A 13,323-nucleotide genomic window follows, 5' to 3' on the forward strand; every position below is an offset into this window, starting at 1 on the left:
CATGACCGTGGGGCTTGGCTCAGGGCGTTAGATAGGACTTCAGGATCGAGGCGCCCATCGTGTATTTCGGGTCCACCATGTTGCCGAGGCGGACGCGCCCGCACTGGGTCAGCAGCATATAGGCCTCGATCTCGTCGAAGCCGTAATCGGCCGCCATCCAGCGGATGAGGTCGCGATAGGCCATGCGGGTGGCGTCCTCCATCGGCCGGGTCGAGCCGATGGACATGATGAACTCTTCCGTCTCCAACCGCGGCGTGGGAATCGTCCAGCCCTTGATCAGGTCGATCTGGATGGTGGTCACGGTCGGGTGCTCGAGCGCTACGCCGCACAGTTCGCCGTCGCCCTGGGTGGCGTGGCAGTCGCCGAGATAGAGCAGCCCGCCCTTGATGTTCACCGGGAGATAGATGACCGCGCCGATGCCGACATCGGGCAGGTCCATGTTGCCGCCGTAGTAGTCCGGCTGCAGCGAGGTGATCGCCTCGATCTCCGGCGAGGTGCCGATGGTGCCGATGAAGGGCACATAGGGCAGGGTGATCTTGTCGCTCCACTTGGTGCCGGTCTCGGCATCGACATGCAGCTTCTTCACCTTGACCGGCAGCGGCGCGTTGAGCATCGCCGTGTCCTTGGTCGGCACCAGCCCGCCGAAATCGGGCATGATCAGCGTGGTGCCGACCGGCTGCGGGCCGCGCGGCACGATGTTCTTGATGTACACCGCGAGCGTGTCGCCCTTCTCCGCGCCATTGACGAAGATCGGGCCGTTCTGCGGGTTGAGATAGGGGAAGTTCAGGATCTCCAGCGGGTTGTCGCTCTCGCTCTTGATCGCGCCCTCGAAGGCGTCATGGGTTTCCGCCACCACCACCGCGCCGGGATCGACCCTCAAGACCGGCTCGACATAGGGGCCGTAGACATAGTGGTACGTGCCCTGCTCGGCCTCGGTGAGGGAGTGGGTGGCGCCCGCCTGGCCCTTGGCGAGGCCTTTGCGTGCCATGAGGGAGTTTTCGAGCCAGGACATGATGTTCTCCTTGGATTGCTGGCTGGCCGTTCAGACGGCGAGGTGACGGCGCATGGCTTCGCCGTCGGCGAGCGCCTCGCGCGTGAGTTCGGCGACGACGCGGCCCTTGTCCATGACGTAGCAGCGCTGCGCCATCGCCCGGATCATGTCGATATTCTGTTCGACCAGCACGATGGTGACGCCGGTGTCGGCGTTGAGCTGCACCATGATGCGGGCGATGTCCTGCACGATGTTGGGCTGGATGCCCTCGGACGGCTCGTCGAGCAGGATGAGCTGCGGATTGGCCACCAGCACCCGGCCGATGGCGAGCTGCTGCTGCTGGCCGCCCGACATGGTGCCGGCGCGCTGGCTCCAGCGCTCGCGCAGGATCGGGAAGTAGTCCAGCACGCGCGCGCGGTCGGTCTCGGTGACCCGGCCGGCGCGCATGCCGCCCACCGCGATGTTCTCGCCCACGGTGAGGCGTGGGAACACGTCGCGGCCCTGCGGGACATAGCCGATGCCGAGCCGCGCCCGCCTGAAGGCGGAGAGGTGCTCGACCGGCTTGTCGCCATAGACGATGGAGCCTTCCATCGCCGGCACGAGGCCGATCAGGCTTTTCATCAGCGTCGACTTGCCCACGCCGTTGCGGCCGATGACGGCGACGATCTCGCCCTGCCGCACCTCGATGTCGAGCCCTTGCAGCACCGGCTTGCCGCCATAGCCGGCGCGCAGGCCGAGAGTGGAGAGCATGACTTCCTTACGCATGCGCGCCTCCCGGCTGCTGATGCCCCGCCTCGTGCGCGGTTTCGTGTGCCGTGGTCTGGCCGAGATAGATGGCGGCGACCTCCTCATTGGCGACGATCTCGTCGATCGAGCCTTGAGCGAACACCTTGCCGAGATGCAGCACCGTGACCTGCTGCGCCACCTGCCGCACGAAGGCCATGTCGTGCTCGACCGCCAGCACCGTCATGCCCTGCGCATTGAGGCGCTTGACCATCTCGCCGGTGGCGTGGGTCTCCTCCGGCGACATGCCGGCGGTGGGCTCGTCGAGCAGCAGCAGGCGCGGCTTGAGGCTGATCGCCATGCCGATTTCCAGCCACTGCTTCTGGCCGTGGGAAAGATTGCCGGCGAGGCGGCCGGCGTCGGCGGTGAGGTTGAGGAAGGCGAGCAGCCTGTCGATCTCCTCGCCCAGCACCGCCGGGTCGTAATGGTGCTGCATCGCGATTTCGAGATTCTGCCGCACGCTCAGCGCCTTGAAGATGCCGGGCACCTGGAACTTCACGCTCATGCCGCGGCGGATGCGCTGGAACGGCTTGAGGCTGGTGATGTCCTCGCCGCCGAACAGGATGGCGCCGCTGCTCGGCAGATGCTCGCCGAGGATCAGCCGGAACAGGGTCGACTTGCCGGCGCCGTTCGGCCCGATGAGGCAATGCACCTCGCCGGCCTGAAGCGTCAGGTCGACATTGTTGGTGACGTGGAGCCCGCCGAAGCGCTTGTTGAGGCCCTTGGTTTCGAGCATCGGCATCAGGCGTCTCCCGGCTGGCCGTTGGAGGCACGGCTGGAGAAGGGCCGGGCGATCAGCCGCGCCAGCGCGTAGATGAGGCCGCGCGGCGCCAGCAGCACGGTGAGCACCAGCAGGACGCCCATCACCACCAGCGCGTACTGGCTGCCATGGATGGTGAGCGCCTGGAACACGGCGAGCACGGTGATAGTGCCGACCAGCGTGGTGGTGAGGTCCGAGCGCCCGCCGACCGCGACCCAGACGATGGGCAGGGCGGCGGCGGTCATGCCCATGGAGGAGGGCGTGATGTACTGGCCCCAGCTGGTGTAGAGCACGCCCGAAAGCCCCGCCAGCGCCGCGCCGATGACGAAGGTGCCGAGCTGGTACTTGCGGATGTCGTAGCCCAGCATCTCCGCCCGCTCCGGGTTCTCGCGGATGGCCACGAGGACATTGCCGAAGGACGAGTTCACCAGGATGCGCAGGCCGAGATAGACCAGCACCAGCATGCCGAGCACGACGTAATAGAGCTGCACGTCCGGGAACAGCACGATGTCGCCGCCGGGCCAGGGCAGGGTGAGTGGCGGCATGTTGCTCATGCCGTTGAAGCCGTTCAGCCGGGCGGCGCCGATCTTCCATTCCGGCCCCGCCGTCTGCGCCATGAAGCGCTCCAGCACCAGCGTCACCGACAGGGTGACGATGCCGAGGAACACGCCGGAGATGCGGCCGAAGAACAGGAAATAGCCGAGCAGCGCCGCGAACAGCGCGGCGATCGCCACCGCGAACAGCAGCGCCACGAAGGTGAAGCCATAGGCGGCGCCGAAATTGATGGTGAGGATGCCGTAGCTGTAGCCGGCGATGCCGAAGAATGCCGTCTGGCCGAAGCTCAGCGCGCCGCCATAGCCCCAGATGAGCGAGAGACCCAGCGCCATGAAGATCCAGGTGAAGAAATACACCGTGTTGCCGACCGTGTAGCCGTCCGAGAACAGCGGGTAGGCGCAGGCGCCGGCCAACACGACGAGGAAGCCGATCCAGAAGCCGGGCCCGCGGCCCAGCGTCTGCGGGCCTTCGAGGCGGCGGAAGAAGCGGGAGAGCGCGTTCATGTGTTCGTTTCCGTGTCCGGGATCAGGCCCGCTCGCGCAGGAGGAAGCCGGAGATGCCGCGCGGCAGCACCCGGATGACGATGATGACGGCCATGAGCAGGCCGATCTGTCCGGCGAGCTGGCCGTACCAGGAGGTCATGGTGGCCTTGACCACGGCGAGCACCGCCGCCGCCGGGGCGGTGCCCAGGAACACGTCGGCGCCGCCGACCACCACGGTGACGAAGGCTTCCATGATGAAGGTGGTGCCCATGGTCGGCACCAGCGTCATGGTCGGGGCGTAGAGCCCGCCGGCGAGGCCCGCGAGGCCCGCGCCCAGCGCGAAGGTGAGGCTGTAGACGAGGCGGGTGTCGATGCCGAGCGCGGCGGCCATGTGCGGCACCTGGATGGTGGCGCGGGCCATGACGCCGAAGCGGGTCCAGTTGAACAGCGCATAGAGCGCGGCGATCACCAGCACCGCCATGCCGCACAGCACGAGACGGTACAACGAATAGGAATAGTCGCCGACGGTGAAGCTGCCGAACGGCGTGCCCACCCCCGCCATGGTGGAACCGAGCAGGATCAGCGTGCCCTGCGTGCCGATGAGGCTGAGGCCCCAGGTGGCGACGATGGTGTCGAGCGGACGGTCATAGAGATGGCGGATGACCAGTATCTCCACCAGTGCGCCGACCAGCCCCGCGACCAGCGCGCCGAGCACGATGGCGAGCGGCAGCGGCACCCCGGCATGGGCGGCGGAGACGGTGACATAGGCCCCGCACATGATGAATTCGCCATGCGCCAGATTGATCACGCCCATCATGCCGAAGATGACGGCGAGGCCGCAGGCGGACAGCACCAGGAAGGCGAAGGCGTCGCCGAACTGGTAGAGCGCGGAGAAGGCGAGAGTTCCGACATCCATGTGCGGTGGGGCCCTTAATCTTTCGCTTCAGAGGGAACGACCTCATCCCGAGGCGCGTGGGAACCGCGCGGTGAGGGAGGGTCGTCCGGTTGAGCCTCCTTCGAGGCCGGCCTGTCGGCCGGCACCTCAGAACGACGCCGTTCATGGCATCCCGGGGCCCCTCATCCAGCGGGACAGCTGGGTTCCCCGGGTCAAGCCCGGGGATGAGGGGACGGCAGGCGAACAGATCAGGCGATCGCCCCGGCCAAGCTGGGGGGTCGGGCCGGGGCAATGCCTTCGGCTGCCGCCGAGGGGAAGAGGCGGCAGCCGGTGGAGTGAAGGATGGCCGCCCGCGTTTGATCGGGCCGTCATCCTGAGGTGCGAGCGAAGCGAGCCTCGATGGATGATCCCGCCGAGGGTCTTCTGCTTCACCATCCTTCGAGGCCCGGCCCATGGGCCGGGCACCTCAGGATGACGTGGCGCGGAGAGCGTCAGGATGGATCAGTTCTTCGGCGGCGGGTTGGAGGGCGTGTACTGCGCGCTCGGGTCGCTCTTGGTCAGGTCGCAGCCGGCCTCGCCCAGCCAGTACGGCTTGATGTCCTCCCACACCTTGGGGAAGGTGATGGAGTGATCGGCGCCGACCTTGGCGAGATAGATGGTGTGCGACATGTGCTGGCTCTTGGGGTCGAGGCAGACCTTGCCCTCGGGGGCGTCCATGCAGACGTCGCCCTTGGCGATCTCCTTGCGCAGGTCGTCGCGCTTGGTCGACTTCGCCCGCTCCACCATCTGCTTGTAGAGATAGACCGCGAGATAGGAGTTCTCGGCCTCCTGGTTCACATAGGGCTCGTCCGGGAACTTGGCCTTGAACTTGGCGACGAATTCCTTCGACTTCGGGGTGTCGATTTCCTCGATGTAGTTGGTGGTGACGTACATGTCCTTGAGCGATGGCGGCTTGAAGCGCTTGTGCTCATAGCCCTGGCCGACATTGACGGAGGAGGCCATCGGCAGGTCGACATTGGCGGAAGCGGCCTGCTCGTAATAGGAGGCCTGCGCGGTGCCGACCAGCAGCGTCACCACGAAGTCCGGCTTGGCCTTCTGGATGTTCTGGATGTTCTGCGAGAACTGCGACACGCCGAGCGGGATGAAGTCCTCGCCGACCATCTCGCCGCCATTCTCCTTGACGATGTTGCGCACCCATTCGGCCGAGATCTGGCCGAAATTATAGTCGGCGGCGAGGGTGTAGACCTTCTTGCCGTACTTTTCCATCATCCACGGGATGAGGGTCGAGAACTGCTGCTCGGGCACCGCGCCGGTGACGATCATGTTGGCGTCGCAGACGCCGCCCTCATACTGGTTGTTGTAGAAGGCGAGGCCGTCGAACTGGTTGACGATCGGCCGGTAGGCCTCGCGGGAGGCGGAGGAGAAGCCGGCGAACACCGCGTCGACCTTGTCGCGCTGCAGCACGCGGCGCATGAATTCCTGGTAGCGGGTGTTGTCGGACTGGGTGTCGTAGATCACCAGTTCGAGCGGGCGGCCATCGATGCCGCCGGCCTTGTTGATCTCCTCGGCGGCGAGCTGGATGGCGTGCACCTTGCCGATGGTCGCGGCGGCGAAGTCGCCGGACTGGTCTTCGAGCACGCCGAGCTTGATCGGATCGGCGGCGAAAGCGTGGGCGGCGCTGAGCAAAAGCGTCCCCGTGAGGGCTGCGGCGCGCAGCCCCCGCATGGTCTTCCCGTTCATTTTCTTCTCCTGTGAAAGGTTATCTTCTTTCCGCGCGTGTCTCCGCCGGACGGAGCTGCACCGGTTCATCGAGGGGGCCCGCCCTCGCCGTCATGAACGCCTCGCAATAGGCCTCGAGGGTCTGCCGCGAGCGCATGCTTTCGCGCCGAAGCCATTCATAGGCCTCGTCGTCATCGACGCCCGCCTCATTCATGCGGGCGATGATGGCCTTCACCACCGCGCGGCGACCGCGCCGGCGGCGATCCATGTCGTCGAGCCGCGCCCGAAGGTCGCCGCGCAACAGGAACTGGTTGATGCCGAGGAACAGCGCGGTATAGACCGCGCCGCCCTGCACCGGCTTGCGCAGGAACGCCGAGGCGCCGAGGTTGATGAGGTGCTTCAGCCGGCTCGGCGCCTCCACGCCGACCAGGCCGATCACCGGCACCGGCGGCTGGTGCGCGCCGGCGTCGATATCGAGCGCGACCGGGTTGTCGAGATCGCCGTCGATGAACAGGATGTCGCGCTCGGGCTGCAGCGCGCCGAGGTCGATCTTGGCGCGCCCGTCCTCCAGCGCGGGATAGACAACGCCGACGCCGAGCTTGCCCAGCGTCTTGTCGAGCGCCTCCACCGCCGTGAGGCTGGACGTGACGATATGCGCCCGCCCGCCATTGAAGTTCTGGAGCAGTCGAGGTGCCATCACTTTACCACTCTCAGTGAGGAGTTGCGGGCAGCGACCGCATAGCGCGGCGACGACTGGACGAGATAGGGGTCCGGCCGTACCGGGCCGGGCGCCTCGACGAGAAGGTCGAAGCGCGACTGCGCGTTCGAAATTCCGATTCGCGGCGTCAGATAGGCATGCAGGGTCTGCGGGTCGATCCGCACCTCGCCCTGCGGGGCCAGCAGGTGCTGGCGGGTGGCGGCTTCCTTCACCGCCTCGACATCGTCGGTGCCGGTCTCGGCCAGCGACAGGATGAGCAGTTTCATCGCGATGTAGGAGGCTTCCGCGTCGGCCGAGGTGGCCGGGCCGTCGGGGAAGGTCTCGGCATAGAAGCGGGTGAAGGCGTCGTTGGCCGGCGAGGTGAGGGAGGAGAAATAGACCGACGAGCTGAGATGCCCGTCCACCGCCTCGGTGCCGATCTCCTCCAGCTCCGGCTCGGAGAGGGTGCAGCTCAGCACCGGGATCGCGCGCGGCTGGTCGATGCCGCGCGCCACGCAGGCGGCCCGGAAGGCGCGGAAGAAGGCGGAGTTGCTGGTGCCGATCAGATTATTGAACACGAAGTCCGGCCGGGCCTCCAGGATCGCCTCGACGACCTGGTCGATCTCGGTGTCGCCGACCGCCACATAGCGCTCGGCCAGCACCCGGGCACCGCGGGCGGTCATCGCCTCGCGGAAGATGCGGGTGTTCTCCCACGCCCAGATGTAGTTGGAGCCGACGCAGAAGGCGCTTGATCCGAGCGTGGCGAGCGCGTGGTCGACCAGCGGCAGCACGTGCTGGTTCGGCGAGGCGCCGGTGTAGATGACGTTGTTGGAACTCTCGAAGCCCTCATAATGCGAGGGATACCAGAGCAGCGCGTCGTGCTTCTCGAAGCAGGGGATCACTTCCTTGCGGCTCGACGAGGTGTAGCACCCCACTACATGGCGGATGCCGTCGCGCAGCATCTCCCGGCTCAGCGCGGCATAGCGGGCGAGGTCGCCGCCGGGATTGACGATCACCGGCTCGATGGTGATTCCGGGCGCGGGGCGCTCGGCAACCGCCAGCAGCGCCCCGTTCAGCATGGAGCGGGGAACGACGCTGTAGGGTCCGGTGGTCGAGAACATGACCCCTATGCGGAAGTGCTTCGACACGCGTCGCTCCGAGCCGGGCCGAAGCCCCAAAACAAAAAACGCCCGCCGGCCGTCAGGCCGTGGGCGTCGTTGCCACCAACCAGCAGCGTAAACCACGCCGTCGTTGGAAATGTTCACCGAAAGTGCCGCGACAATGGGCATCCTTGCCCGCCGCTCTTTAATTAGGCTCGCGTGAAGTTACCTCAATGTCAAGAATCTTTTTTGCGCCATCCCCTCAAAGGAGTGGCCTCCATGCCGTCAGGTCGGCACGCTGCCGCGCGCCTCGGCGAGAATCCACGCGATGAGGTCGCGGGCGGCTTCCGACAGCGTGCTGCCCGGCGCCAGCCAATAGCCGGTCTCGGCGCGCGACAGCGGCGGGCCGATGGCCACCAGCGTGCCGTCGGCGAGCGCGCCGTCGATCAGCCCCGCCCAGCCGAGCGCGACGCCCTGGTCGGCGATGGCCGCCTGCACCACGAGACCGTAGGTGTTGAGGCTGAGATCGCTGGCGGCGGGGCCGCGCGCGAGCCCCGTCGCGGCGAACCAGTCGCTCCAGCCGAACCAGCGCGGCTGCGGCGTGCTCTCCAGATGCAGCAGCGGCAGGTTGCCGATCCGCGCGGGGGCGCCGCCGAGACCGTGGCGGGCGGCGAAGCCCGGGCTGCAGACCGGACGGATGCACTCTTCGAACAACTGCACGCTGTCGGGCGGGAAGTCCCGGCCGGCGCCGAACAGCACCGCCACGTCCTCCGCCCCGTCGAGCCCGGGATCGGCGCCGGCGGAGGCGATGATGTGCACGTCGGTCTCCGGCCGTACCCGGCGGAAGGCGGCGACGCGCGGCATCATCCAGAACGAGGCGAAGCCGTAATCGGTGAACAGCCGCACCACCGGCCGCCGGCTGAGCCGCCGCACCGCGCGGGCGGCGCCGTCGACCTCGGCCACCGCCGCCACGGCGGCGCGGTGCAGCACCTCGCCCGCCGGCGAAAGCGTGCTGCCGCGATGGCCGCGCACGAGAAGCGGCGTGCCGAGCTGCGTTTCCAGCTCACGCACGACATAGCTCACCGCAGGCTGCGACAGCCCGAGCGCCCGCGCGGCGGCGGTGATCGAGCCGAGCCGACCCACCGCCTCGAACACGCGCACCCAGCCGAGGTCGAGAGGACGTTCAGACATAGGTTAGGCTTATGTCATTCATCGAAAATATGGGACTTCACACCCTGCAACATTTAACTGCCTGATATCGCCCACGCAAGGAAAGCCGCAGGCCCGACACGGCGGCTGCCTGAACGTTTCACGCGTCTCACCCCTCCCAGAGGTGCTTCCCGATGACCCGTACCACGCTGGCCGCCACGGCCGTCTCCTTCCTTCTCCTCGCCGCCGGCCCGGTTGCGGCGGCGGACGCGCCCGCCTGCAAGACCATCCGCATGTCGGACCCCGGCTGGACCGACATCACCTCCACCAATGCGCTTGCCGGCGTGCTGCTCGACGGCCTCGGCTACGAGCAGGACGTGAAGACGCTTTCGGTGCCGATCGGCTACGAATCGATGAAGAACGGCAATATCGACGTGTTCCTCGGCAACTGGATGCCGGCGCAGCAGAAGTTCATCGACGCGCTGAACGAGGCCAAGGCCATCGAGGTGCTGGGCACCAATCTCCAGGGCGCCAAGTTCACCCTCGCCGTGCCGAGCTATGTCGCCGAGGGCGGGGTGAAGGACTTCAAGGACCTCGCCGCCAACGCCGATAAGTTCGACAGCAAGATCTACGGCATCGAGCCCGGCGCGCCGGCCAACCAGAACATCCTGAAGATGATCGACGCCAATGATTTCGGTCTCAAGGACTGGAAGGTGGTGGAATCGGGCGAGCAGGCGATGCTGGCGCAGGTGAAGCGCTCGCAAAACGGCAAGGACTGGATCGTCTTCCTCGCCTGGGCGCCGCACCCGATGAACGAGACCTTCGACATCACCTATCTCTCCGGTGGCGACGCCTATTTCGGCGCCAATTTCGGCGGCGCCGACGTGCGCACGCTGGCCCGCGCCGGCTGGCCCGCCGATTGCCCGAACGCGGCCACCCTGTTCAAGAACCTGAAATTCGACCTCGCCATGGAAAACACCATGATGGGCAAGATCCTCGATGACGGGCAGGACCCCAAGGCCGCCGCCAAGGCGCTGCTGAAGGCCAAGCCCGACGTGCTCGGCCCGTGGCTGGAGGGCGTCACCACCCTCGACGGCAAGCCGGGCCTGCCGGCGGTGAAGGCCTCGCTCGGCCTGTGACGATCCCGGAGGCCGACGGCGACCGGTCGCCGGCCTCCCTTCCGCCTGCCGCGTGGAACGTGCCAATGACCCGCCCGACCGCCCGCCCGACTGCCCGCCCGACTGCCCGCCCGAACATCCTCATCCTGATGGTCGACCAGCTCAACGGAACGCTGTTTCCGGACGGTCCGGCCGACTTCCTCCACGTGCCGAACCTGAAGGCGCTGGCCGCCCGCTCCACGCGCTTCGCCAACACCTATACGGCGAGCCCGCTCTGCGCGCCGGCGCGGGCCTCGTTCATGTCCGGCCAGTTGCCGAGCCGGACGCGGGTCTACGACAACGCCGCCGAATTCACCTCCGACATCCCGACCTTCGCCCATCATCTGCGCCGCGCCGGCTACCACACCGCGCTGTCGGGCAAGATGCATTTCGTCGGGCCGGACCAGCTTCACGGCTTCGAGGAGCGGCTGACCACCGACATCTACCCCGCCGATTTCGGCTGGACGCCGGACTACACCAAGCCGGGCGAACGGATCGACTGGTGGTACCATAATCTTGGCTCGGTCACCGGCGCGGGGGTCGCCGAGATCACCAACCAGCTCGAATATGACGACGAGGTCGCCTATCACGCCACGCGCAAGCTCTACGACCTGGCGCGCGGGCACGAGGCCCGGCCCTGGTGCCTCACCGTCAGTTTCACCCACCCGCACGACCCCTATGTGGCGCGCCCGCGGTTCTGGGACCTCTATGAGGACTGCCCGGCGCTGGACCCGGTGGTGCCGCCGATTCCGTTCGAGCAGCAGGACCCGCACGCGCAGCGGCTGATGCGGGCGAGCGACCATGCGGCCAGTCCCGCGACCGCCGAGGATGTGCGCCGCTCCCGCCGGGCCTATTTCGCCAACATCTCCTATCTCGACGAGAAGATCGGCGAATTGCTCGACGTGCTCGAGCGCTGCCGGATGAGCGACGACACCATCGTCGTCTTCGTCTCCGACCATGGCGACATGCTCGGCGAACGGGGGCTGTGGTTCAAGATGAGCTTCTTCGAAGGCTCGGCGCGGGTGCCGCTGATGATCGCCGCCCCCGGCCTGCCGGCGGGCCGGATCGACCGTGCCGCCTCCACGCTCGACGTGCTGCCGACGCTGGCCGAGCTGGTCGGGCTCGACCTGCGCGGGGTAATGCCCTGGACCGATGGCGAGAGCCTGGCGGGGCCGGCGAAGGGGATCGGCGCGCGCGGCCCGGTGCCGATGGAATATGCCGCCGAGGGCTCGCAGGCGCCGCTGGTGGCGCTGCGCGACGGGCCGTGGAAGCTGGTGCTTTGCGACCTCGACCCGCCGATGCTGACCCATCTCGACGAGGACCCGCATGAGTTGGTGAACCGGGCGGACGACCCGGCCTGCGCCGACATCATCGCGCGGATGCGCGCGGCGATGGAAGCGCGCTGGGACCTCGCCCGCTTCGATGCCGAGGTGCGTGCCAGCCAGGCGCGCCGGCATGTCGTGTATGAGGCGCTGCGCAATGGCGCCTATTACCCCTGGGACTTCCAGCCGCTGCAGAAGGCCTCGGAGCGCTACATGCGCAACCACATGGACCTGAACGTGCTGGAGGACAGCCAGCGCTTCCCGCGCGGCGACTAACCCTCCCGGCCCTTGGGCGCCGGCGAGGGTCGGACGCTTCCCTGCTGCACTGCCGCGGAGATGAGTTGCGGCTGCTCACGCTATTGCGATCCAGAATGTCCCCGACGTCCTGAAACAATGGGCGGCGGGGCACGTTGACCCCACAGGTTCACAGAGGGAACAGCCGCTGTTCCTGTCTGATGAACATGAGTTGAAACAAGCGACCTCGACGCGTTCCGCCGTAGGATATTGTGTCAAAGGGCCGCTTTCTTCAAAGGGTTTGCATTATGAAGAAGACCGTTTCCATTCCGATGCTGGGTGCCGTGCTTGCGGCTGCGTTTGTCGGCCCCGCTCTTGCCGATACCAACCGTCCGGTGATCGGCGATAATTCCGGCTGGTCGCCGCAGACCAGCCAGTCGCAGAACTACGGTGCGACGCATCAGGGCGGCTGGTCGCAGCCGGGCTACGGCACCGTTTACGAGGGCCGCAACGCCGCCACCATGTATGACGGCCGCTATATGTATGACGGCCGCAATGCGGGCGGGATGCATGGCCCCAACACCCAGGGCGTGGAGCCCTATATCGCCAACCAGATCGAGCAGAACGCGCGCAGCACCAACTGAGTGCGCGCTCTTTAGGCGCCGCGCTTCAGCGGCGCCCTGCATGCGAGCGGCGGTCCCGAAAGGGGCCGCCGTTTTCGTGCGTGCGGCACCGGTTCAGCCCGGGCCGCTACCCCCGCCGCCGGGCCGCCGCGGCGGGGAGAGCGCCAGCATCGCGGTGACCGCCTCCGGCGCCGGCCCGGGCGGGACGCCGCGCCTCGGCATGCCTTCCACGAACGGCACCAGCTGCAGCCGGGCGATCTCCAGCACCCGGCGCAGTTCCGTCACCGGCTGGGGATGGTCGTCGACCCTCAGGTCGAGCGCGCAATAGTCTTCCTCGCCCTGCACCCTGAGACTCGCCGATTGCCGCCCGCGCCTGTCGCCGCCGGCGGCGTCGCCGGCCTCCAGCGCCCGCATCAGCCGCTCGTCCAGCGGCGCGCCTTCGCCGGCGCGGAAGGCGGCGGCCATGGCGTCGATCACGTCCGGCCCCGTCAGCATGTTGCCCTGCACGGCGACGCCCTCGCCCACCTGCTGCCCGCACCAGGGCGTGCAGCCGGAGCCGGTGAAGGCGGCGGCCTCCCCCGCGCGATCCACCACGCCGATCTGCCGCAACTCGCGGGCGCCGTCGCCGGCGAGGGCGGTATCGAGCGCCGCCCGGGCGGAGCGGCCGCCGGCCACGGCGTCGAGCACGCCCAGCGCGAGATAGGGGTTGACCCAGGACTGGGTGGAGACGGCACCGACCTTCGCCCGGGTGAACGGGCACATGGAGCCGACCGCCGGCACCGCCGTCGCCACGGCGACGCCGAGAAGGCCGGTGGACGGGCAACGGGCGACGATGGAGAAGGTCACGGCGGATTTC

Annotated in this window: 13 protein-coding genes; 3 read left to right on the forward strand and 10 right to left on the reverse strand. The window is 67.6% G+C overall.

Features of this window, described 5'->3' with window-relative positions; all coding sequences use genetic code 11:
* Window positions 1–19 precede the first annotated feature (19 nt).
* The 9 genes from KHC23_RS03470 to KHC23_RS03510 form a co-directional block, all read right to left on the reverse strand.
* Window positions 20–1,012, reverse strand: coding sequence for an acetamidase/formamidase family protein (locus tag KHC23_RS03470; RefSeq protein WP_213369562.1), 993 nt, complete (start codon window positions 1,010–1,012; stop codon window positions 20–22).
* 30 nt (window positions 1,013–1,042) lie between these two features.
* Window positions 1,043–1,756 carry an ABC transporter ATP-binding protein gene (locus tag KHC23_RS03475; protein WP_213369564.1) on the reverse strand — a complete coding sequence of 238 codons (714 nt, stop codon included), beginning with the start codon at window positions 1,754–1,756 and terminating at the stop codon, window positions 1,043–1,045.
* On the reverse strand, window positions 1,749–2,516 hold the full coding sequence (locus KHC23_RS03480; protein WP_213369566.1) for an ABC transporter ATP-binding protein: 768 nt from the start codon (window positions 2,514–2,516) through the stop codon (window positions 1,749–1,751). The genes KHC23_RS03475 and KHC23_RS03480 overlap by 8 nt, the downstream gene beginning before the upstream one ends.
* Window positions 2,516–3,592, reverse strand: a complete 1,077-nt coding sequence (locus KHC23_RS03485) for a branched-chain amino acid ABC transporter permease (protein ID WP_213369568.1) — start codon at window positions 3,590–3,592, stop codon at window positions 2,516–2,518. The genes KHC23_RS03480 and KHC23_RS03485 overlap by 1 nt, the downstream gene beginning before the upstream one ends.
* A gap of 22 nt (window positions 3,593–3,614) precedes the next feature.
* Entirely contained in the window at window positions 3,615–4,487 is an 873-nt protein-coding gene (locus KHC23_RS03490; protein WP_213369569.1) for an ABC transporter permease subunit, read from the reverse strand.
* Window positions 4,488–4,967: 480 nt separating this feature from the next.
* On the reverse strand, window positions 4,968–6,206 hold the full coding sequence (locus tag KHC23_RS03495) for an urea ABC transporter substrate-binding protein (RefSeq protein ID WP_213369571.1): 1,239 nt from the start codon (window positions 6,204–6,206) through the stop codon (window positions 4,968–4,970).
* Window positions 6,207–6,225: 19 nt separating this feature from the next.
* Window positions 6,226–6,882: an ANTAR domain-containing response regulator gene (locus KHC23_RS03500; protein WP_213369573.1), complete on the reverse strand. Its 657-nt coding sequence runs from the start codon at window positions 6,880–6,882 to the stop codon at window positions 6,226–6,228.
* Window positions 6,882–8,003, reverse strand: a complete 1,122-nt coding sequence (locus tag KHC23_RS03505; RefSeq protein WP_213369774.1) for a transporter substrate-binding domain-containing protein — start codon at window positions 8,001–8,003, stop codon at window positions 6,882–6,884. Before KHC23_RS03505 ends, KHC23_RS03500 begins: the two co-directional genes overlap by 1 nt.
* 264 nt (window positions 8,004–8,267) lie before the next feature.
* Complete coding sequence (locus tag KHC23_RS03510) at window positions 8,268–9,173, reverse strand: LysR family transcriptional regulator (protein ID WP_213369575.1); 906 nt, start codon at window positions 9,171–9,173, stop codon at window positions 8,268–8,270.
* 152 nt (window positions 9,174–9,325) lie between these two features.
* On the opposite strand from KHC23_RS03510, the gene choX reads away from it, so the two are divergent.
* The 3 genes from choX to KHC23_RS03525 all read left to right on the forward strand — a co-directional run bounded on the left by choX (window position 9,326) and on the right by KHC23_RS03525 (window position 12,488).
* Complete coding sequence (gene choX / locus KHC23_RS03515; protein WP_213369577.1) at window positions 9,326–10,270, forward strand: choline ABC transporter substrate-binding protein; 945 nt, start codon at window positions 9,326–9,328, stop codon at window positions 10,268–10,270.
* 65 nt (window positions 10,271–10,335) lie between these two features.
* Window positions 10,336–11,886, forward strand: a complete 1,551-nt coding sequence (betC, locus tag KHC23_RS03520; protein WP_213369579.1) for a choline-sulfatase — start codon at window positions 10,336–10,338, stop codon at window positions 11,884–11,886.
* A 266-nt stretch (window positions 11,887–12,152) separates the two neighbouring features.
* A complete protein-coding gene (locus tag KHC23_RS03525) occupies window positions 12,153–12,488 on the forward strand; it encodes a hypothetical protein (protein WP_213369581.1) in 336 nt (111 codons plus the stop codon).
* A 93-nt stretch (window positions 12,489–12,581) separates the two neighbouring features.
* Here the strand turns inward: KHC23_RS03525 and KHC23_RS03530 are convergent, their stop codons facing one another.
* Window positions 12,582–13,313 (reverse strand): DUF1028 domain-containing protein, encoded by a 732-nt coding sequence (locus KHC23_RS03530; RefSeq protein WP_213369583.1) that lies wholly within the window; start codon window positions 13,311–13,313, stop codon window positions 12,582–12,584.
* Window positions 13,314–13,323 lie beyond the last annotated feature (10 nt).

The organism is Ancylobacter dichloromethanicus (genome assembly GCF_018390645.1).
Classification (GTDB): Bacteria; Pseudomonadota; Alphaproteobacteria; order Rhizobiales; family Xanthobacteraceae; genus Ancylobacter; species Ancylobacter dichloromethanicus.